The following is a 21,747-nucleotide window of genomic DNA, read 5'->3' as shown; positions in this document are numbered from 1 at the left end:
TAAACCTGAAACAATTCTTTTTATCTAAATAAATTTTTATCAAATACCATTCTGATTGCATCTGCCTGACGACGTTTTGCTCTGGTATAACTTCCTGCAGCTGGTGCAGCATAAGCTTTTAGCGATGCTAATCTCCATTTTACCAAATCAAAATTCATCAACATATAACTATAAGCCCCCATGTTTTTCGGTTCTTCTTGCGCCCAAACATAATCATCTGCATTTGGATATTGCGCGATAATAGCTTTTAATTGCTCCACTGGTAATGGAAACAACTGTTCGATACGAACAACAGCCACATCAGTACGACCATTTTTCTCGCGTTCAGCGGTAATATCATAATAGAATTTACCCGTACAGAAAACTAGACTTTTCACATCCGCTTTATTTACGGTCACATCATCAAACGTTTCTTGGAAACTTCCGTTGGCAAAATCTTCTACCGGAGAAACTACTCTTGGATCACGCAATAAACTCTTTGGTGTAAATACAATAAGAGGTTTACGGAAATTGGTTTTCATTTGTCTTCTCAACAAATGGTAAAAATTGGCAGGTGTTGTACAATCGGCAACATACATATTTTGTCTGGCACAAAGTTGCAAATAACGTTCCATTCTTGCTGAAGAGTGCTCTGCCCCTTGCCCTTCATAACCGTGTGGCAATAACAATACGATTCCGTTTTGATTGTTCCATTTGTCTTCACCACAAGAAATATATTGATCCAGCATAATCTGTGCTCCATTACTGAAATCCCCAAATTGTGCTTCCCAAATAGTCAACGTTTTTGGGCTTGCCAAAGCATATCCATAATCAAATCCTAAAACACCATATTCTGACAATAGGGAATTGAAGATGTGAAACTTACCTGTTGCCCCTTCTAGATTGCTCAATAAAGTAACTTCTTCTTCAGAATCCTCTACTTTGACAACGGCGTGACGGTGTGAAAAAGTACCACGCTCTACGTCTTGTCCCGAGATACGAACATCGTACCCTTCTTTCAACAAAGATCCATAAGCCAAATGCTCAGCCATAGCCCAATCTAACTTATTGGTTTCGAAAAACATTGTTTTTCTGTCGTTGATTAGTTTTTGGATTTTATTGATAAACTTTTTATCGGTTGGCAAGTTGCAAATTACATCTGCTATTTTAGTCAACTCTTCTTTTGGATAAGAAGTGTCTACTTTTTCAAGCATTTTTTTATCGGTAACTTGTTTAAATCCACTCCATTCATTTTTCATAAATGGAGTTATAATAGTCAAATCTTTTTTACGAGATGCCTCAAGATTTTCTTCCAGATCTGTTTTGTATTCTTTTTCTAATGCATTGACATAAGAAGCATCTATAACACGTTCTGCCAATAATTTTTCGGCATAAATATCACGCGGATTTTGATGTTTTGAAATTATTTTATACAAAACTGGTTGTGTAAAACGAGGTTCATCGCCTTCGTTATGACCGTATTTTCTATATCCTAACAAATCAATAAATACGTCACGACCAAATTCCATTCTAAAATCCAATGCAAATGCCATGGCATGTACAACAGCTTCAGCATTATCTGAATTTACGTGTAATACAGGGGACAAAGTTACTTTGGCCACATCCGTACAATAAGTTGAAGAACGGGCATCCAGATAATTAGTCGTAAAACCAACTTGATTATTAATCACAATATGAATAGTTCCTCCTGTTTTGTACCCATCTAATTGAGCCATTTGAATGATTTCATACAATATACCTTGCCCAGCAATTGCAGCATCTCCGTGAACAGCAATAGGTAATACTTTAGAAAAATCATCTGGATAATAACGGTCTTGTTTGGCTCTGGTAATTCCTTCAATAACGGCACCTACTGTTTCAAGATGAGAAGGATTTGGCGCTAAATTAATATTGATTTTTTTACCCGATCTTGTTACTTTATCTGCAGTAAGACCTAAATGGTATTTTACATCTCCATCAAAATATTCCTGATCGTAATCTTTACCATCAAATTCTCCAAAAATATCTTGGGTTGATTTACCAAAAATATTCGCCAATACATTCAAACGACCACGGTGTGCCATTCCCATTACAAATTGCTCTACTCCTTTATCGGCTGCTTTCTCGATTAAAGCGTCAAGAGCTGGAATTATAGATTCTCCACCTTCTAGTGAAAAACGTTTTTGCCCTACATATTTAGTATGCAAAAAGTTTTCGAAAGAAACAGCTTGATTTAATTTATATAGAATGGCTTTTTTTTCTTCAGATGTAAAGTTAGGCTGATTGTCATTTATTCTTAATTTCTTTTGAATCCATTCTACCATTTCTGGTTTACGAATGTAGATATATTCAATTCCAATATGCTGACAATAGATGGTATCTAAATGCCCTATAATTTCTTTAAGCGTACAAGGTTGCACACCTATTACTTTGGCTGCATCAAAAACGGTATTCAAATCCGAAGCTGAAAGCCCAAAATTTTCTAAGTCAAGTGAAGGCAAATATACCCTTCTATCCCTTACAGGATTGGTCTTTGTAAACAAATGACCACGACTGCGATAGCCTTCGATTAATTTAATAACCTTAAATTCTTTTTGAAGTTTATCTGAAATTGGTGTGCATTCGATTGCACTTGAAACTGTGCTAGTTGGTGCCACAGTTGGTGTATAAGCAACTTGATTTTCCTCATTATAGGTAGTCATACCAAAGTCAAATCCTTGAAAAAAACTTCTCCAACTTGGTTCTACGCTATCTGGATTTTCTAGATATTGATCGTATAATTGAGCAAAAAATTCGGAATGTGCTGCGTTTAAAAATGAAAACCTATCCATAATGTTATTGAATATACTTTTTGTTAAATAGTTTGGCAAAAATACAATAAAGCAATTTATTTAAATCGATTTTTTACGTACTTTTACGTAAAAATATGTTAAATAAAAGCCACTAACATGAAAAAAAACGCCTCTCCTTATTATTTAAAGTCAATTTTTTTATTCATTGTCTTATGCTTTTGCGAAAACGTAATAGCTCAATACCAACAAATACCACAGTCTAGAAGTCCGTTTTGGCAAAATGTTCAATTTGGTGGTGGTTTAGGATTGAGTATTGGAAGCGGTTACACTGAAATTTCGGTTGCTCCGAGTGCTATTTATAATATAAATCCCTATTTGGCTACTGGTTTAGGCCTACAAGCAAGCTATGTATCTTCCAAAAACAATTATAATTCAGGAATATATGGTGCAAGCATACTCACCTTTATAAATCCAATACCCGAAATTCAGTTCTCCATAAATTTAAATGAATCCTATGTTACTAATCATTACGAAGCTTTTTATGGACAAAATGGCTATACAGACCAATTTTGGAATACTGCTTTGTTTCTTGGAGCGGGTTATCGTACAGGAAATGTAACCATTGGACTCGCTTACAATGTATTGTATAAAGAAAATGACAATGTTTATAGTGATCCTTTGATGCCTTTTGTGAGGGCTTATTTTTGATTTAAAAGTTGCTCAATTTTTAAGAATCTAAGATAAAAGTTTTCTCAAAACGCTTAGTATCTCAGATTCTTAAAAACTTAGAAACTTTACTTATATCTATTCCGAAACCACACCTTTTGCCATTCTCTTTTTAAAATTAAAAAAGAAACTTGTTCGGCTAGAATTACTAAATCGGAACCGTCCAGTTTTTTAATTTCCTCTTCGGAAACATCAATTATGTATAACAAATTGAGATATTCGGCAAACTTATACTGAATCAGTCTATATATTTTTTCGTGCAATTGGGATTTCAGCTCATCTGGAGAAAGACTCAATGGAAAATCAACAGCTTCATTAGCCAGATTAAAATCCTTATTCAATTGAACAATCAAATTGATATAAAGTGTTTCACTTTCTGCTTCCTGAAGTAACAAATCGGTATTTAAAGGTGCTATAAACATAATTTTAATTTCAAAATTCAATGGCAATGGCAAAACTCAATTAGTGACAAACAGTAAAATTTCACGAATAAACATTCTAATTACATTGGCAACAAAAAAATTCAATTCAAATTTAAACTTTCAAGATTCATATTGCAATTGAATTTTGTTATTGATATTATCACACCTTCCTTCCCATCAGGTTTTCACCAAAAGCTCTCAGCATTTCTTTTTTAGAAAGTGCAATATCCATTTTATCTAAAGTTTCAAATGCTTGAAAAGTGTACTCTTTAATAGCATCTTGCGTAGCGGCAGATGCACCTGATTGATTAAAAATAGACTTAACCTCCTTTATTTTTGAGTCATTATCTTCAGAATGAGTAGCAAACAAATCATTCAATTGCTGAGCCTGTCTAGCATCCGAAAATTCAATTGCTTTCAAATACAAATAGGTTTTTTTGTTTTCAATAATATCGCCGCCCACTTGTTTTCCAAATGTTTCGGGATCCCCAAAAGCATCTAAATAATCATCTTGCAATTGAAAAGCCAAACCTAAATGCAACCCAAAATTATAAATTAAAGTAGCATTTTCTTCAGAAGCATTCGCTATAATAGCCCCCATTTTCATTGCTGCAGCAACCAATACGGCTGTTTTGTACTCAATCATTTTGAGATATTCTGGAATAGTAACGTCTTTACGAGTTTCAAAATCGACATCCCATTGTTGACCTTCACAAACTTCAAGAGCTGTTTTGCTAAACAATTTAGCCAAATCCCTAAAAACACTTGGCTCGTATTGTTCAAAATATTGGTAAGCCAAAATCAACATGGCATCACCCGAAAGGATTCCCGTGTTGATATCCCATTTTTCATGCACCGTTGATGAACCTCTTCGTAACGGAGCATCATCCATGATATCATCATGCACCAATGAGAAATTATGAAAAACTTCGACCGCCATAGCAGCAGGAAGTGCTTCTTTATAATCTACATTAAAAACCTCAGCGGTCATTAAAGTCAAAACAGGACGCATCCGTTTACCGCCTAATTGCAATATATAATCTATTGGCTCATAAAGATTCTTTGGTTCTTTACTGATTTTCTGATTTTCTAAATAGCTAATGAAAAATTCTTGATACTGATGAATAGCGTGCATAAAATAAGGACTAATTTATTTTTTTGAAGTCTTTTTATTCGAATATAAAGATCCAAAGATACAATTCAAATATGAATTATTGGATTGTAAATTACTGTAAAAAAGCAACTATAGTTTTTCCTTATAATATTCATTGAAAAATACATTGGAAACTTTATTGGTTTTTAAAGTTTCCTTCTTATATTTGCGTCATCAAAAACAAAAGAAACTTTATTAGTGTTTAAAGTTTCCTGATGATTTTTCCTTTAACAAAAATTTCAAAACAAAAGATTAGGCAATAACATTACTAAAAATAACTACCATGGAAAATGAATGGGCCATTGACTCAAACCAATCAGACGTATTAATAAAATCTAGACATTCACTTATAGGTTATATGCCTGGTAACAAAACCAATTTCAAAGGCCACGTAGCCATAGAAAACGATGAAGTAGAAGATGCTTCGATTGAATTTTCATTAAATGTACACGACAAAAAAGTGAATTCGATTCAAAAAAATAAAGAACCAAAATTCATCGATTTGTTTGAAGAAGATGAAACTCCATTGATACAATTCAAATCGACCTCTTTTCAAAAGATAAATAAAAACATCAATTTCTTGAAAGGCTTTTTAACAATCAAGAACATTACCAAAGTTGTCGAATTGGATACCGAATTTATTGGATTCAACAATTACAACGGTGTTCAAAAAGCTTCTTTTGAGGTTACTGGAAACATCAATCGCAAAGATTTTGGACTGAATTACAATATACTTTCCCACAATGGAGGTTACCCAATAGGCAGGGACATTAAACTCATTGCTAACTTAGAATTTACTCATTAATAATTACCAACTCGTATTAAACATTACAAAAATCAAAACCTCATTTACCAACTAACTTTTACTGTATTATTTAATTACAAATAAGTTACCCATAAAATGAAAGAAAAAATTATATCAAAAGCGGCGGAACTCTTCTTAAAACTAGGTTTCAAAAGTGTTACGATGGACGATATTGCAAATGAAATGTGTATTTCTAAAAAAACGATTTACAAATTTTTCTGCAACAAGGAAATCCTAATCGAAGAAAGTACAGAGATGGTTCATCAAACCATTCATGAAAGCATTAATACTATCGCAGCAAAAAATTACAATGCCATCAAAGAAAATTTTGAAATCAAAAAAATGTTCAAAGAGATGTTTAAATCTGGCGAAAACTCCCCAGCATATCAATTGAAAAAACATTATCCAGAGATTTATAACACCGTAATGTCAAGAGAAATAAACGAATGCAACACGGTCTTTAGACAAAATATAGTAAAAGGAATTCAACAGGGTTTGTACCGAGAAAATTTGGATATCGATATCTACGTAGGATTTTATTACAACCTTATATTCAGCATTCACGGAATGGCAAGTACGGAAAAAGAATCACAAAAATTAGAATTAGAAGCATTAGAATACCACACAAGAGCAATGGCAACGCTTAGTGGAATAGCAGAACTAGAAAAACAATTACAAAATCCAACTTTACTATGAAAAGAATACTTTTATTAACATTTTTAACCTTTGCTCTCACTGCACAATCCCAAGAGGTAAGCACTACAGCAACAAAGTCTCTAACTTTAAAAGATGCCCTTACTTATGCTTTGGAAAATAAAGCTGATGCAAAAAAAGCAAAACTAGAAGTTGAAAATAGCGAATATAAAATCCAAGAAGTACGATCAAGAGCTTTGCCACAAATAGCGGTAAATGGAAGTTTAACATACAATCCGGTTCTTCAAACAAATGTACTAGATGGCGCCATGTTTGGCCAACCAGGACAATCAGTTCAAGTTGCTTTTGGACAAAAATGGACTTCAGGAGCTGGAGTTTCCTTGAGTCAAGCAATATTTGACCAATCGGTTTTTACAGGTTTGAGAGCCGCTAATTCCACTCGGGAATTCTATCAAATAAACAATCAATTAACGGAAGAACAAGTTATCGAAAGAGTTGCAAACAGTTACTATTCTGTATATGTACAACGTGAAAAATTGATGTTATTGGATAGCAATTATGTAAACACAACTAAAGTACGTGACATTGTAAAAGGACAATTTGACAATGGATTGGCTAAAAAAATAGATTTAGATCGAATTATCGTAAAAATGTCAAACATTGATACAGAACGTTTACAAATCAAAAATCAAATTGAATTACAAGAAAATGCTTTGAAGTTTTATATGGGAATGCCTATTGAAACCAAAATTGAGATACCAAAAACAGAATTTGAAGTAACGCCACAAGTTATAACAGAAGCCCCAAACACTACAAACAGAACTGAATATTTACTTTTGAAAAAACAAGAAGAATTATTGGAGTTTCAAAAAACAGCCATTAAAGCGGAATATTACCCAACACTTTCATTAGTGGCAGGATATAATTATTTAGGCCAAGGTCCAGAAATGCCGTTTTTTGCAAAACCTGCGGATGGCGTTTATTGGTCGGATTATTCTGCTATCGGATTGAATTTGAGAGTACCTATATTCACTGGTTTTGGAACTCGTGCCAGAGTAAGACAAGCGGATATAAACATTAAATCACTTCAAGAAGGGATAAAAGACACTCAACTTTCACTTGATTTAGAGTACCGAAATGCCAAAGCACAAATTGAAAACAACTTGACAACAATCAAGAATCAAAAAGAAAATATGCGCTTGGCAGGTGATATTCTAAAAAACACCAAAAACAATTACTTGCAAGGTTTAGCTTCATTAACCGATTTATTAGACGCTGAAAATGCATCACTTGAAGCACAAAACAATTATACTAGAGCAGTTTTAGGATATAAAATTGCAGAAATTTCATTAATCAAATCCAAAGGCGAATTAAAAAATTTATTAAACTAAATAACTCAAAATGAAAAAAACAATTTACATTATACTTGCAGCTGTATTGATAGGTGCCACTGCATTCACATTATTCAATAATAAGAAAAAAAATGCTGAAGACACCGCCATTGTTGCCGAAAAAAACAGTTCGGTTGCAGTAAGAGTAGCTACAGTTGTTACTGGAAAATTAGATGATGCTTTCAAAACTAACGGTAATTTTGAACCTATTCAAGAATTGACTTTTTCAGCTGAAAAATCTGGAAAAGTAATCAGTGTTTTAGTTAAAGAAGGGGATTATGTAAATGTTGGACAAACACTACTAATCGTTAGAAGCGATGTTATAAATGTTAATGCTCAAACCGCTAAAGCAGCTTATGACAATTCTAAAGCAGATTATGCAAGATATGAAAATGCATTTAAATCTGGTGGAGTGACCAAACAACAATTGGATCAGTCCAAATTAGCCTTGACCAATGCCGAATCAAACTTGAAACAAGCCAATATAAACGTTGGAGACACAAAAGTAAAAGCTCCAATTAAAGGATATATCAACAAAAAATATGTTGAACCAGGCTCTATTTTGACAGGAATGCCTGCCACTGCATTATTTGACATAGTGAATGTTTCTAAATTAAAATTAAAAGTAACCGTTAACGAAAGCCAAGTAGCCAACTTGAAACTGGGAAACAATGTTGCTATTAATGCAAGTGTGTTTCCAGATAAATCGTTTACAGGAAAAATCACTTTTATAGCTTCAAAAGCCAATGAAACTTTGAATTTCCCTATTGAAATTGAAGTAACAAACAATCCAAATAACGAAATTAAAGCAGGAATGTACGGAACTGCCACTTTTGAAAGTGTTACTTCAAAAAATACCGAAGTTAAAACGATACCAAGAACAGCATTCGTAGGAAGTGTTAGCAGCAACGAAGTATTTGTGGTAAATAACAATATAGCTACTTTGAAAAAAATAGTAGCTGGAAGAATCTTTGGAGACAAAGTTGAAATATTAGATGGACTGAATGATGGCGATGTAGTCGTTACAAGCGGACAAATCAATTTGAGCGACAATACCAAAGTAAGTATCGTTAAATAATTTCCTTAAAGAAAACAAATGAAAATAGTCGATATATCAATAAAACGACCATCAATTATCATAGTATTATTTACCATTTTACTATTGGGTGGTCTGTTCAGTTACAAACAATTAAGCTACGAATTAATTCCAAAATTTGAAGTAAATGTAGTTACAGTTTCTACTGTTTACCCTGGAGCTTCTCCTGGTGAAGTTGAAAACACAGTAACCAAAAAACTGGAAGACGCGATTTCTACGATGGAAAACATCAAGAAAATAGAATCCAAATCGTATGAAAGTCTTTCGGTGGTTATGATTACTCTCACCACCGAAGCCGATGCAGATTATGCATTAAATGATGCACAACGAAAAATCAATGCCGTCCTGAAAGACCTACCAGATGATGTAGATCCACCCTCTTTGAGCAAATTCTCGCTAAGTGATTTGCCTATTATGACAATTGGTGCCACAGGAGAAATGGATGAAATTGCCTTTTATGATTTATTGGACAAAAAAATCCAACCAATAGTATCTCGTGTACCAGGTGTAGCGCAAGTAAACCTTGTGGGTGGACAAGAAAGAGAAATCAAAGTAAGTTTGGATTCTAAAAAAATGCAAGGATACGGACTTTCAATTCCACAAGTGCAACAAGCGGTTCTTGGCTCTAACCTTGATTTTCCAACAGGGAACATTAAAACTAGAGAAAACAAAACACAAATTCGTTTGTCCGGAAAATACAAATCAGTTGAAGAAATGCGTAATCTGGTTATTTCTTCCAACAATGGTATTCAAATTCGATTAGGAGATATAGCGGATGTCCAAGATGCGCAGAAAGATGTAGAGAAAATTTCGAGAGTTAATCAAAAAAGTTCCATCATCCTTCAAGTCATCAAACAATCAGATGCCAATGCTGTTGCGGTAAGTGCAAAAGTAAAAAAAGCCATTGCCCAAATCGAGAAAGATTATGCTAAATCGAATTTAAAATTAGATGTAGCCAATGATAGTAGCGAATTTACTTTAACAGCTGCCGATTCCGTAATGCATGATTTATTTATTGCCATCGTTTTGGTAGCATTTGTAATGTTGTTCTTCTTGCACAGTATCCGTAATGCAATTATTGTAATGGTTTCAATTCCAGCCTCACTGGTAGCCACTTTCATCGGTATTTATTTGATGGGGTACACACTAAACTTGATGAGTTTGTTAGGACTTTCATTAGTGGTCGGTATCCTTGTGGATGATGCGATTGTAGTATTGGAAAACATTCACCGTCACATGGAAATGGGAAAAAACAAAGTACGTGCCGCTTATGATGGAGCCGCCGAGATTGGTTTTACCGTAATGGCAATTACACTGGTAATTATCGTAGTTTTCCTTCCTATTGCGATGAGTACAGGACTTGTTTCTAATATTATTACACAATTCTGCGTAACGGTAATTATAGCAACACTGTTCTCTTTACTGGCTTCATTCACCATTGTGCCTTGGTTATTTTCACGTTATGGAAAATTAGAACACATCACCAAAAAAACTTTTTTTGGTAGAGTAATTTTAGGATTCGAATCCTATTTAGATGTTTTCACTCACAAAGTAACCGACATATTAAAATGGTCACTAGTACATAAAAAAAGTACTTTGGCTATCGTTGTTGCGCTTTTCTTTGCGTCCACTATAGGACTTGTTGGTGGTGGTTTCATTGGAGGAGAGTTTTTTGCAAAAACCGATAAAGGGGAATTCTTAGTACAAATAGAATTACCAAAAGATGCATCGGTAGAGCAAACTAATTTTATGACCCAAAAAGCAGAAGAATTTTTACGAGGCAATAAAAATATTGTGGATCTAATTACCACTGTTGGACTTACCAGCGAAGGTATGGGAGCAACTCAATCTACAGCATACAAATCGGAAATTCTAGTTTCATTGGTAGACAAAACCAAACGTGAGGACAACTCCTTCATTTTTGCGGCAAAAATAAAACGGGAACTGGAAAAAGTATTAGTTGGTGCTAAAGTAAAAACTGTTCCTATGGGACTATTGGGAGCCGATCAAGCCCCTATTAAGTTAACCGTTACGGGACCAAATTTTGAAGACGCTATGTCTTTTGCAAGCAAAGCCGCTACAGAATTGAAAAAAATTCCAGGATCGTCAGAGGTAAAATTAACTTCAGAATCAGGAAATCCAGAGATAAAAGTTGTGGTAAACCGTGATAAAATGGCCGCTTTAGGTTTAACTCTTCAAACAGTAGGGTTGACTATGCAAACTGCTTTTAGCGGAAATACAGATGGTAAATTCCGTGCAGGAGAATATGAGTACGACATTAACATTCGTTTTAATGAATACGACCGTTCGAATGCTAAAGATGTAAACGATTTAATTTTTATAAACAGTGCAGGACAACAAATCAAGTTAACCCAATTTGCCGATGTTATCGAAAGTTCAGGGCCAAGTGTGTTAGAACGAAGAGACAAAAGTACAGCTGTATCTATAGAAGCGCAGACCGTAGGACGCCCATCGGGTACAGTGGCTACCGAATGGGAAACTGTTTTCTCCAAAATGGATAGACCAGCAGGTGTAAATTATGTTTGGGGTGGTGATATGGAAAACCAAACCGAAGGTTTTGGAACTTTAGGAATTGCTTTATTAGCTGCAATTATCTTGGTATATCTTGTAATGGTAGCTTTGTATGATGACTTTGTAACTCCATTTGTAGTTTTATTTTCTATTCCATTATCATTCATCGGAGCTTTATTAGCTTTGGCATTGACCAACAACTCTTTGAATATTTTTACCATATTAGGGATCATTATGCTAATTGGTTTAGTGTGTAAGAATGCCATTTTACTGGTTGACTTTGCCAATCATAGAAAAGAAGCGGGAGAAACTACATTCAATGCACTTGTTCAAGCCAACCATGCCCGTTTACGTCCAATCTTAATGACGACAATTGCGATGGTAATTGGTATGATTCCAATTGCTTTGGCCAAAGGAGCCGCAGCTGAAATGAACAATGGTTTGGCATGGGTTGTTATAGGAGGTTTAATGTCTTCTCTTTTGCTTACTTTGATTGTTGTTCCCGTTGTTTATTCAATATTCGACAGCATTAGAGTGCGCTTAGGAAAAGACAAAAAAGAAAATTATGGCGAATTAATGACCGCCGAATACAAACACCGAAAATTAGTAGACGGTTTTAATCCAAAACATAAGGTTTAAAATAGTTTTTTAGTAATACCAAAAAGGGCTTTCAATATTTTTGAAAGCCCTTTTTTATTGGGTGTTTTTAACTTGGGTTAGATTATTAATTTGGAGCAGAAACATTTGGCTTTTTTGGCAAACATCGTCCCGCTTTCCGTTACAATCTTATAAGCCGAACCCCGGCTCATAAGGATTTTCACTTCAATCGGGGCTAAAAGGCTATATTTTGCTTTTTTGCCAGCATGCTGATAGGCGGATTTGCACACGAACGAAGTGAACTGACGAAGTAAACCCGATAGCGCGGATTTGCACACGAACGAAGTGAACTGACGAAGTAAACCCGATAGCGCGGATTTGCACACGAACGAAGTGAACTGACGAAGTAATCCGTGCCTATCCCAATTATCAAGTTCAACTTGTATTTATCATTGTTATTTTTATAACGCTCACTTTATTGATATACTTTGTGGGCACGGATTGCAAATCCGCGCTATCGTGCGTAGAGACATATCCGCGCCATCGGGGGAGCCTGGTAAAAATTTAATTTTTAAAGAGAAATGTTTACAATTACCTCATAATCTAATTCTAAAAACTCGAAACCTTTAATTTTATTTTTTTCTATCGAATTTTTAAGTCTTTCGGAAACAATATTATCTTTCATAAATGTTTGCATTGAAAAAAAATCAAAAGCTTCTTTTAAAATTAGTTTTTTATTTTGAATACCATTCTCTAGTCCTCCATTCTCCTTATAAATTTCTTTATAGCGTGATAAAAACTCTTTTTCATCATTAACTATTACTTCTAATTTTTTTATAGGATCCCAAAATATGGTATTTGTATAATCAATTTGTAATAGAGTTTCTTCGAAAATTAATTTTCCTGCAAATTGAAAAATATAATAATCTAGTTTCTCTCCCTTATATAATAGTTTACTCAAATAAAAATAATAATGTTTCGGTAGATAAAACGTATCAAATAAATCTTTTAACTTTCGAGATATTAGCCATCCTTTAATTTGACTTCCTTCACCAATAAAATTATGAACATCATTTAATTCATATTCCCAGTATTTCTCTTCATCGAAACTTTTTAAATAAAAGTAGTCAAGAATCGGGATATTTGAAATTACTTCCCCATTACGCAATTTATTAAAGAAATAATTTGAATTAGGTATTTTTTCACCTTCAGCACTACTAACAATTCTGTCATTGTCATTATAAAATTTTTGATTTATCTTAAAATATTTCATAATCTATAAATCTAATATTTGATTAACATCTTTATTTCCTAATAATACATCTTTCTCTAATTTTTGTTTTGTATTATTTATTAATTTCTGTACTTCTTCAAATTTTTCACCTTCATCTAAAATATCATTACTCATAATATCTTTAATTTTATTATCGATAACTTTATCATAGTCTGGGTGATTTGCATGTCCTGTCTTTTCAAACTTGAGACTTTTCTTTTGTAAAGGTATTCCGTTATCAATACTGTTAAAATCAAATACTTTGTCTTCTTTTTGTGCCCATAGTAATAATTCTTGAAATTCTTTATTATTTTCTAAAACATTTACAGGAATTATGTGGTGTACTTCAAAATTAATTGGTTCGTCTAAATCGTATTTTTTATATGTATCCTTATTCCCGATCGCTCGGATATGTAAAAAAGTCTCTTAAGTACGATAGCGCATTCTATGATAAAAAACAAATAATTTTAAAATATTAACAGGCAAATTTATATGTATTTATATATGGTGTTTGTCTGTTAATTACAGAGAAAACACGTCCTATTATTTTGCATTTTACATTGTTTAAGACTAACATAGCATTTTTGCCTTCTCCTTTTTTTCTTTCATAATATTCTTTGAGTTGCGGATCGTGTTTTACCGCTGTTAAAGCACACATTTGTAATATTGATTTCATTTTTTTATCTGCCATATGATTGACTTTGGTTCGTCCTTTTATACTCGAACCCGATGTATGTTCAAAAGGTGCGGTTCCAGCGTAACAAGCCAATTTTCTGGCATTATCAAATGCTGTAAAGCCTCTTGTAACAATTAGCATATAGATAGCCGTTTTATCTCCAATGCCAGGAACACTTTTAATCAACTCAAATTGTTTTTTCAATTCAAAATGATTACATATTATTGCTTTCATTTCCTTCTCAATAGATTTTAATGTTGCTTTTAAAAACTTCACTGTTTTATTATTTATTCCTTTAATTGATTGATAAACTTGTTTTGGTGTAAAATCAGCATTCTCTTTTGTCCCTTCAAAAATTTTAAATGATTTCATTACTTTTTCTCTTTCAGTGAAAAGCAATTTTAATTGTTGAATTACTGTTTCTGGTAAAGTAGACAGTTTTAGTTTGTCAATATTTCGAATACTGTACAAAGCAATGTCTTTGGCATCTGCTTTGTCATTTTTACCTCTCGAGATCCCTTTAGATCGTTTGATTTCAATGGCCGGCACAACCCAGAAATCAAGATTGTTTTCAGATAGACAGCTGCTTAAAGGGAAAGTATAAACCCCAGTGTTTTCACAGCAAAATAAAACAGCACTTAAATCTATCTTCTGTTTTATTAAGTTTTTAAAAATTTCCTTAACGCCTTTTAAATTGTTTTCGACAATGAAATGATTAGTTACATTAGGTTCTTCTTTTTTTAAAAGAACCACATCCAATTTTGATTTTGAAATGTCAACGCCTACATAAAATAAATAGTTTTTCATAACTTTGAATTTAGGATAAACAAAAATGTTGAACTTCTTTAGAGCCTTTATTAGACCTTGATGTCTATCATTCTATTTGAAGCAATTCAACGGGATTCAAGGAGAAGACAGAGGACTAATGCGCTACATAAGTCACAAGCTTGGCGGATAGCATAGTTCACCTCTGTTTTCCTTTGAATAAATTTAGTGTTATATTAAATACAAAGTAAAGGCGGATTTGCACACGAACGAAGTGAACTGACGAAGTAATCCGTGCCCACAAAGCAAATCTACATGAAAAGAAACAAATTAAATCCATAAGATTGTTTTATTTGTAGCTTTTATTGTATTTTTAAATAAAAAAGAATGTCGACAAAATATAAAGCAACAACAACAGATCAGGCATATTTTATCACCATAACAACTGTAGGTTGGGTTGATGTTTTTACCAGACTCAACCAAAAGTACAATATTGTTAATGCTTTGCAATATTGTCAAGAGAAAAAAGGACTTGAGATTTATGCGTATTGCATTATGCACAGTCATATACATTTAATGTGCAAAGCCACAAATGGTTTTATTTTATCGGATGTCATGCGTGATTTTAAAAAATATACCTCTAAGAAAATTATTCAAACTATTATGGAAGAGCCAGAGAGTCGCAGGGAGTGGCTTTTGGCTTATTTTGAAAAAGCGTGTGCGCATCTTAAAAGAGATCAAAGTTATAAAGTATGCTTCGCCAATTCGCACTTTCAGGCTCGGGTGGCAAGACGGATATCACGCTGAAATAATAGAAACCAATTGGTTTATAAAACAAAAGGTTGATTATATCCACAACAATCCTGTAAAAGATAAAGTAGTCACCTTGCCCGAGGATTATTATTTTAGTTCTGCAAGAAATTATGCAGGCTTAGAAAATGATTTGGATGTTGTAATGTTGGATTTGTTTTAGATTGTTGCTTTACTGTGTGGGCACGGATTGCAAATCCGCGCTATCGTACGTAGAGAGATATCCGCGCCATCGGGGGTATATCCGCGCCATCGGGGTACAAATTGCAAATCCGCTCTATCGCGATTAATTTTATTAATAATATGTATGCCAGTCATCTACTAAACTCCCTATTTCTCCAGTTATAGGGTTAAGCTCCCTTCCTTCTCCGAAATCTTGTAGGTACTGGTAAGAAATGTAATTGAATAAATTACCGTTTTTATCTTTATCCCAACCAAAACTTTTAAACATAGGAGTGTGAATATTATTTAACCATTTGATAGGAGGATTGGTGTCTTGTTCTATTTCAACTTGCTTAAGCAACCGTTCAGAAACAAATGGAGGTATCTCTAATATTTTATGTATACTACCATCTAAATTAAATACTACAGCATTACATGGAGGTTTGTATTCACCGTTCAACCCCTGATAAATAGCTATAATATAATTTTGGTCGATGGAAGGGTAAGCAAAAATATCTACATTATCATCTTTAATAATAATTCGATTCCCGTTATAAAGCCAAGAGACACCTTTACTTGATCCGTCAAAAAAAATACTATTTTCAGGATTATTAGTGTTCTTATAGACATCCATTGGATACTCTATATCTACAGGTATGACAATACCACTTCTATTAAATATTTTAAATTCTTGTATCATTATTTTAATTCAGTTCCATTAACACCCGATAGCGGATTTGCAATCCGTGCCTATCCCAATTATCAAGTTCAACTTGTATTTATCATTGTTATTTTTATAACGCTCACTTTATTGATATACTTTGTGGGCACGGATTGCAAATCCGCGCTATCGTACATAAGAGACTTTTTTACATATCCGAGCGATCAGGGCTAAAAGGCTATATTTTGCTTTTTTGCCATTATACAGATAGTGCTGATTTGCACACGAACGAAGTGAACTGACGAAGTAAACCCGATAGCGGATTTACACACGAACGAAGTGAACTGACGAAGTAATCCGTGCCTATCCCAATTATCAAGTTCAACTTGTATTTATCATTGTTATTTTTATAACGCTCACTTTATTGATATACTTTGTGGGCACGGATTGCAAATCCGCGCTATCGTACATAAGAGACTTTTTTACATATCCGAACGATCAGAGTTCGAAAATCAACTCGTTTATGGTAAACCTAAATAACAATTTTTTTATATTTGTTATATTTGTATTATATTAATCTATCTTTTGAAAAAATGAAGAAATTAGCTATTGGAATATTTTTTTTAACTTCAATTTTTGCAATTGGACAAGAAAAACTAACAGTTGGAAATAATACTGAAATTAACGACAGTAATGGAAACCTTTTTAGATACTATGGATACGGAGCTAAATTAGATCTTGTTAAAATGCATGATGATTATGCGGAGGTTGAAATTGACTGTAATGTTTATAAAGTAGAATCAAAATATTATAAAAACCTACCAAAAATAACAATTAGGATAGGGATGAGTATTTCTGATCTTGTTAGTATTTTAGGTAATGCAGACGATACAATATCTTCTGAAACCCAGTATGGAGTTTATTGGACTTATATTTATGGGAACACCTATTACCACTTTGAAAATAGTAAATTAACCGCAATAAATAGATATTAAAAAAATAAAGATGAACCACTTTGTCGCGGATTTGTTATCCGTACCTATCCCAATTATCAAGTTCAACTTGTATTTATCATTGTTATTTTTATAACGCTCACTTTATTGATATACTTTGTGGGCACGGATTGCAAATCCGCGCTATCGTACATAAGAGACTTTTTTACATATCCGAGCGATCAGGGGTCTAAATCCGTAATAGCTGTTATCAGTCGTTTTTTATTTTTCTATCATTACATAAACATTTATTGATGGTTCTCCTCCTGAATATTTTTTCCATTCCCCAAAATAATTTCTGTAATAAGTATCTTTTGAAAATGCAAAAATATTTCCACCAAAAGAAAATTTTCCCCCCGCTCTGCGAAGTCTCCCGACTTCGTACTTTTTTTAAATGTTCTTGTAAAATGTAAATCTAATAAAAGTCTCCCGACTTTTTCCGTGAACATCTTATAAATTCAAAACGTTTTATTATAAATCGAAACGCTCCCACTTTAAATAAAAATAAAAAAACTACAAAATAATAGAACTGTTACTTTGTAGCTTTTTATAACTTTTGAAACGCATATCATTCTAAAGACATTTACGGAAAAAGTCGGGAGACTTTTATTAGATTTACGGTTTTTAAGAACTTTTAAAAAAACGCAAAGTCATGAGACTTCGCGGAGCGGGGCAGTTTTTATTTCGTCCGTTTTGCTTCTATCTTATTTCCATTCTGTAATAAAAACAAATTTGAAATTTCTCCTTTTTCGTTCTTTTCAAACTGAATTTGTGCATCTACTACTTTGTAGAAAAATAACATTTCACTTTCTACAAATATCGGGAACACATTTTGTCCTGTCAATTGTGAAAAAAGTTGGTCTTTATCTAATGAAATTTTGATTTCAAAATCTTTTTCAACTGCATAAGTCCCAACAAACTTTTGAAGTTCTTCAGTAGTAATAATAATTTCTTTTCTGATTTTTTGCACAGGCAATGGTTTATTATATAGAATACTTCTAATTGCTTTAGAAGGAATTGAAACGTTGTTGTGATTTTGAAGTATTATTATTGTTTTATCATTTGTAATATGTCTATCGATAAAAGTTACATAACCTGGCCAACCACCACTATGGTTTGCAATTTTTCCAAAATCAGCATTTTCTTCAATTCCCCCGCTCTGCGAAGTCTCACGACTTCGTACTTTTTTTAAATGTTCTTGTAAAATGTAAATCTAATAAAAGTCTCCCGACTTTTTCCGTGAACATCTTATAAATTCAAAACGTTTTATTATAAATCGAAACGCTCCCACTTTAAATAAAAATAAAAAAACTACAAAATAATAGAACTGTTACTTTGTAGCTTTTTATAAATTTTGAAATGCATATTATTCTAAAGACATTTACGGAAAAAGTCGGGAGACTTTTGACATATTTACGATTTTCAAGAACTTTTAAAAAAACGCAAAGTCATGAGACTTCGCGGAGCGGGACACGGATTGCAAATCCGCGCTATCATACATAAGACACTTTTTTACATATCCTAGCGATCAGGGTTGAGGTGCCAAATTGGCTCCTCAAAATTTCAAATTTCTGTTGACCCGATAGCGCGGATTTGCAATCCGTGCCTATCCCAATTATCAAGTTCAACTTGTATTTATCATTGTTATTTTTATAACGCTCACTTTATTGATATACTTTGTGGGCACGGATTGCAAATCCGCGCTATGGTACATAAGAGACTTTTTTACATATCCGAGCGATCAGGTTAAAAAAGCCCATTATTCGGATTTGCCAAATCATCCGAATACAAAACCAATTTCAAATTAAGCCTAATACCCAAATTGATTGTAGCGTGTGTTAGCAGTAGTTTTTATTTTACTTTCTGTCACAATAATTTTTGTGATTTTATCTCCTAATTTTTGATTTTTGTCTGTTATCGATATCGAGATTAGGTAGATAAATGGGCAGATAATTTCAAATACATCAAAAACTCTTCGGGCGATTATTCTAAAATATTTATTTGATTTAGTTTTATTTTCGTCTTCTAATAATTTAAGCTCAAGTTTAAATATAAATTTACCAAGGGTTTTTTTGAAAAACAGATCTTGTATAAGTAGATAAAGAAAGAATGCAATTATTGTTGGAAATGTATCTGTATAATATTCTCCATCAATTTTATTTCCAATGTAGGGTAATAAAATTTTCAGAATGATTGCGAATAAGATAAAATCAAAAAGGGCTGAAGCAACCCTTCTAACGATATAATTTCCAATATTCTTCTTTTGAATATTATAATTTTCGGTTACGGGAGAATCGTCAAATTTTTTGACAGATTGATTTTGGTCGGTTTCATCAATTACAATAGTTTCTGCCCAAATATCGCCAAGTCTTTGGTTATTTTCGGTGTTCTTTATCAGTAAAACACCTATTCCTATTGGACTTAAATCAATTGAATCTAAAAGATGTCTTTTTATTGATTGTCCAAGTGTTAATTTTGATTGGTTTTTTCTTGTCGAAATTGGTTTTAAGTTAAAAATAGAATTTCCTAAAGTCGCGCCAAAAATTTGTTCTAATCCCACAGTCCAAATACACCAAAACAAAAAAATACAAAATGCGGGAAAGCCAGTTACATGAGTATTGCCTTCGGAATTTGCTACTCCCCAAATATCGAAAATTAAATAAGTGACGATGAAAATTATTGAATAATCAAATAAACCTGCAAAAAAACGCTTTTTTAAATTTGATTTTGTACTGATTATGTTTTTATTCATTGTCATTTTTTAAAATTCTAACTAACGTTTTTTTAATGTTATGAAAATCAACTATTTCTATTTTAATATTTGCCTAAATTTTCACTTTCTTCCGTTAGCTGAAGGAGTCAATTTGGGCGCGAATATGGGGGAATTACTGCTAACTCATTTATATGTCTGACAAAATCACTATAGTCGACCCTAATTCGGGTAGCTTTTTGTGACAAATACCTTTTTATACCTTTTCCCAAATATAGATAATAATAATCACAAACTTACAAAACGTAAATTTTATTAATTTCAATCCTTTTTATGCTCCGCCCAGCAAAATAGGAAATCCGAAGAAAAAAGCATGCCCTGATACGAGCTTCCGTGTCCCTGTTACATGCTTCCGCAGGCCTGATGCGGACTTCCGTAGGCCTGACACAAGCTTCCGTCTCCCTGTTGCAATCTTCCGTAGGTCTGTTGCGAGCTTCCGTGTCATTGATGCGGTTTTCCGTGTTCCGGACACAGACTTCCGTACTCCTATTGCATTCATCTTATATCCAAAAAAGAATTATTCTATTCTTAGCGATTTTTTCTAACACCAAAAAGAGAGTTCAAAACTATTTATTTTCTTTTTCTTGTTAAATTTAATATATGTAGTTGTAATCGTAAAGTAATTATTTATATTCGTAGGTATTAACCTTAAAAAATATTAATTATGAAAAAACCATCAGTAGTTCGATTGTACAAATTTTCAGATGCTACATTAGTAACCAAGGGGAAAGAAAAAATTGCTTTTATGCGTAGAGATGCGGCGGCTTTTACCCCTTTTGGTGTTACAGCTCCTCAGGTAACCACTCTCGAAACGGCAATTACTGCTTTTTCGAATACCATCACCGATGTTGAAGCAATAAGCAATCAGACAGGAGTTACTGCCACCAAAGATGCAAAAGCCGACCAATTGCGTGTGGCGATACGGGCAGTCATGGCGCGCGCCGAGCTTAAATACGGTAACAGCAATGCGAAATACAAAAAGTTTGGAACAGAGGCACTTTCGCAACAATCGGATTCGGATTTGCTTATTACCGGAAAAAGAGTTGTTCGCGTGGGTACCGAATTTTTGACAGACCTTACTCCAAACGGGCTTACCGCTGCGATGCTCACCGCAATCACCACGCTTTGCAATGAGTTTGAAGCACTGATAATTGACCTGAAAATAAAAATTGGGGAGCGTGATATTATACAAGAAGACCGCGTAGAAGCGGGTAATACGATCTACAAAACTTTGATACAGTATACCACAACTGGACTTAGCATTTGGGAAACCACCGATATTGCCAAATACAATGATTATGTGGTTTACAATACAGTAAGTGGCGAAAATCTAGAGGTTGTTACAGAGCCTACCGCCTAAACAACTTTCATTCCTACTAAAAAAAGGGCTTTCAACTATTTTGAAAGTCCTTTTTGTATTTGCGTTTTTTTTTAGGATGAGACAGATATAAATATCCCAAATACAAAACCATTTTTACATTAGGCCTAATG

Annotated in this window: 17 protein-coding genes and 1 pseudogene; 9 read left to right on the top strand and 9 right to left on the bottom strand. The window is 33.4% G+C overall.

The features are described from left to right. Positions 1–20: 20 nt before the first annotated feature. Entirely contained in the window at positions 21–2,810 is a 2,790-nt protein-coding gene (locus OZP06_RS09115; RefSeq protein WP_281238187.1) for a 2-oxoglutarate dehydrogenase E1 component, read from the bottom strand. Between the two features lie 117 nt (positions 2,811–2,927). Here OZP06_RS09115 and OZP06_RS09110 point away from each other — a divergent pair, with 117 nt between their 5' ends. Beyond that, positions 2,928–3,479: a hypothetical protein gene (locus OZP06_RS09110; RefSeq protein ID WP_269221589.1), complete on the top strand. Its 552-nt coding sequence runs from the start codon at positions 2,928–2,930 to the stop codon at positions 3,477–3,479. 86 nt (positions 3,480–3,565) lie between these two features. Here the strand turns inward: OZP06_RS09110 and OZP06_RS09105 are convergent, their stop codons facing one another. Then, positions 3,566–3,919 carry a hypothetical protein gene (locus OZP06_RS09105; RefSeq protein WP_269221588.1) on the bottom strand — a complete coding sequence of 118 codons (354 nt, stop codon included), beginning with the start codon at positions 3,917–3,919 and terminating at the stop codon, positions 3,566–3,568. A gap of 160 nt (positions 3,920–4,079) precedes the next feature. After that, positions 4,080–5,054 carry a polyprenyl synthetase family protein gene (locus tag OZP06_RS09100; protein WP_269221587.1) on the bottom strand — a complete coding sequence of 325 codons (975 nt, stop codon included), beginning with the start codon at positions 5,052–5,054 and terminating at the stop codon, positions 4,080–4,082. Positions 5,055–5,355: 301 nt separating this feature from the next. Between OZP06_RS09100 and OZP06_RS09095 the strand changes: the two genes are divergently transcribed. From OZP06_RS09095 to OZP06_RS09075, 5 genes are all read left to right on the top strand, one after another. Then, complete coding sequence (locus OZP06_RS09095; protein WP_269221586.1) at positions 5,356–5,877, top strand: YceI family protein; 522 nt, start codon at positions 5,356–5,358, stop codon at positions 5,875–5,877. A 96-nt stretch (positions 5,878–5,973) separates the two neighbouring features. After that, positions 5,974–6,573: a TetR/AcrR family transcriptional regulator gene (locus tag OZP06_RS09090; RefSeq protein ID WP_269221585.1), complete on the top strand. Its 600-nt coding sequence runs from the start codon at positions 5,974–5,976 to the stop codon at positions 6,571–6,573. After that, a complete protein-coding gene (locus OZP06_RS09085; protein ID WP_269221584.1) occupies positions 6,570–7,922 on the top strand; it encodes a TolC family protein in 1,353 nt (450 codons plus the stop codon). Before OZP06_RS09090 ends, OZP06_RS09085 begins: the two co-directional genes overlap by 4 nt. A gap of 10 nt (positions 7,923–7,932) precedes the next feature. Further along, positions 7,933–9,000, top strand: a complete 1,068-nt coding sequence (locus OZP06_RS09080; protein ID WP_281323621.1) for an efflux RND transporter periplasmic adaptor subunit — start codon at positions 7,933–7,935, stop codon at positions 8,998–9,000. Positions 9,001–9,018: 18 nt separating this feature from the next. Next, a complete protein-coding gene (locus OZP06_RS09075) occupies positions 9,019–12,189 on the top strand; it encodes an efflux RND transporter permease subunit (protein ID WP_281323620.1) in 3,171 nt (1,056 codons plus the stop codon). Between the two features lie 529 nt (positions 12,190–12,718). Here the strand turns inward: OZP06_RS09075 and OZP06_RS09070 are convergent. The 3 genes from OZP06_RS09070 to OZP06_RS09060 all read right to left on the bottom strand — a co-directional run bounded on the left by OZP06_RS09070 (position 12,719) and on the right by OZP06_RS09060 (position 14,903). Beyond that, positions 12,719–13,420, bottom strand: coding sequence for a hypothetical protein (locus OZP06_RS09070; protein WP_269221583.1), 702 nt, complete (start codon positions 13,418–13,420; stop codon positions 12,719–12,721). Between the two features lie 3 nt (positions 13,421–13,423). Continuing rightward, complete coding sequence (locus tag OZP06_RS09065; RefSeq protein WP_281324514.1) at positions 13,424–13,753, bottom strand: AHH domain-containing protein; 330 nt, start codon at positions 13,751–13,753, stop codon at positions 13,424–13,426. 142 nt (positions 13,754–13,895) lie between these two features. Then, the gene (locus tag OZP06_RS09060; protein WP_269221582.1) at positions 13,896–14,903 is read right to left on the bottom strand and encodes an IS110 family transposase; all 1,008 of its coding nucleotides are present in this window, start codon (positions 14,901–14,903) and stop codon (positions 13,896–13,898) included. A gap of 345 nt (positions 14,904–15,248) precedes the next feature. Here OZP06_RS09060 and OZP06_RS09055 point away from each other — a divergent pair. Further along, positions 15,249–15,834, top strand: a pseudogene (locus OZP06_RS09055) (transposase). Between the two features lie 132 nt (positions 15,835–15,966). Here OZP06_RS09055 and OZP06_RS09050 read toward each other — a convergent pair. Further along, positions 15,967–16,533, bottom strand: coding sequence for a hypothetical protein (locus tag OZP06_RS09050; protein WP_269221581.1), 567 nt, complete (start codon positions 16,531–16,533; stop codon positions 15,967–15,969). Positions 16,534–17,087: 554 nt separating this feature from the next. On the opposite strand from OZP06_RS09050, the gene OZP06_RS09045 reads away from it, so the two are divergent. Next, entirely contained in the window at positions 17,088–17,489 is a 402-nt protein-coding gene (locus OZP06_RS09045; RefSeq protein ID WP_281323619.1) for a hypothetical protein, read from the top strand. 676 nt (positions 17,490–18,165) lie between these two features. Here OZP06_RS09045 and OZP06_RS09040 read toward each other — a convergent pair. Continuing rightward, complete coding sequence (locus OZP06_RS09040; RefSeq protein ID WP_269221579.1) at positions 18,166–18,456, bottom strand: DUF3471 domain-containing protein; 291 nt, start codon at positions 18,454–18,456, stop codon at positions 18,166–18,168. Between the two features lie 840 nt (positions 18,457–19,296). Further along, the gene (locus OZP06_RS09035) at positions 19,297–20,238 is read right to left on the bottom strand and encodes an RDD family protein (RefSeq protein ID WP_269221578.1); all 942 of its coding nucleotides are present in this window, start codon (positions 20,236–20,238) and stop codon (positions 19,297–19,299) included. Between the two features lie 682 nt (positions 20,239–20,920). On the opposite strand from OZP06_RS09035, the gene OZP06_RS09030 reads away from it, so the two are divergent. Then, a complete protein-coding gene (locus OZP06_RS09030) occupies positions 20,921–21,616 on the top strand; it encodes a hypothetical protein (protein WP_281323618.1) in 696 nt (231 codons plus the stop codon). Positions 21,617–21,747 lie beyond the last annotated feature (131 nt).

The organism is Flavobacterium sp. IMCC34518 (assembly GCF_027111095.2).
GTDB classification, from domain to species: Bacteria; Bacteroidota; Bacteroidia; order Flavobacteriales; family Flavobacteriaceae; genus Flavobacterium; species Flavobacterium praedii.
Note: the sequence above shows the minus strand (reverse complement) of the source record. Positions and strands in the feature narration are given on the sequence as shown.

Coding starts and splice junctions, on each gene's coding strand:
- OZP06_RS09045 (WP_281323619.1), top strand. CDS start 17,088: ATGAAGAAATTAGCTATTGGAATATTTTTTTTAACTTCAATTTTTGCA.
- OZP06_RS09060 (WP_269221582.1), bottom strand. CDS start 14,903: ATGAAAAACTATTTATTTTATGTAGGCGTTGACATTTCAAAATCAAAA.
- OZP06_RS09115 (WP_281238187.1), bottom strand. CDS start 2,810: ATGGATAGGTTTTCATTTTTAAACGCAGCACATTCCGAATTTTTTGCT.
- OZP06_RS09105 (WP_269221588.1), bottom strand. CDS start 3,919: ATGTTTATAGCACCTTTAAATACCGATTTGTTACTTCAGGAAGCAGAA.
- OZP06_RS09035 (WP_269221578.1), bottom strand. CDS start 20,238: ATGAATAAAAACATAATCAGTACAAAATCAAATTTAAAAAAGCGTTTT.
- OZP06_RS09075 (WP_281323620.1), top strand. CDS start 9,019: ATGAAAATAGTCGATATATCAATAAAACGACCATCAATTATCATAGTA.
- OZP06_RS09090 (WP_269221585.1), top strand. CDS start 5,974: ATGAAAGAAAAAATTATATCAAAAGCGGCGGAACTCTTCTTAAAACTA.
- OZP06_RS09095 (WP_269221586.1), top strand. CDS start 5,356: ATGGAAAATGAATGGGCCATTGACTCAAACCAATCAGACGTATTAATA.
- OZP06_RS09100 (WP_269221587.1), bottom strand. CDS start 5,054: ATGCACGCTATTCATCAGTATCAAGAATTTTTCATTAGCTATTTAGAA.
- OZP06_RS09030 (WP_281323618.1), top strand. CDS start 20,921: ATGAAAAAACCATCAGTAGTTCGATTGTACAAATTTTCAGATGCTACA.
- OZP06_RS09050 (WP_269221581.1), bottom strand. CDS start 16,533: ATGATACAAGAATTTAAAATATTTAATAGAAGTGGTATTGTCATACCT.
- OZP06_RS09110 (WP_269221589.1), top strand. CDS start 2,928: ATGAAAAAAAACGCCTCTCCTTATTATTTAAAGTCAATTTTTTTATTC.
- OZP06_RS09080 (WP_281323621.1), top strand. CDS start 7,933: ATGAAAAAAACAATTTACATTATACTTGCAGCTGTATTGATAGGTGCC.
- OZP06_RS09070 (WP_269221583.1), bottom strand. CDS start 13,420: ATGAAATATTTTAAGATAAATCAAAAATTTTATAATGACAATGACAGA.
- OZP06_RS09085 (WP_269221584.1), top strand. CDS start 6,570: ATGAAAAGAATACTTTTATTAACATTTTTAACCTTTGCTCTCACTGCA.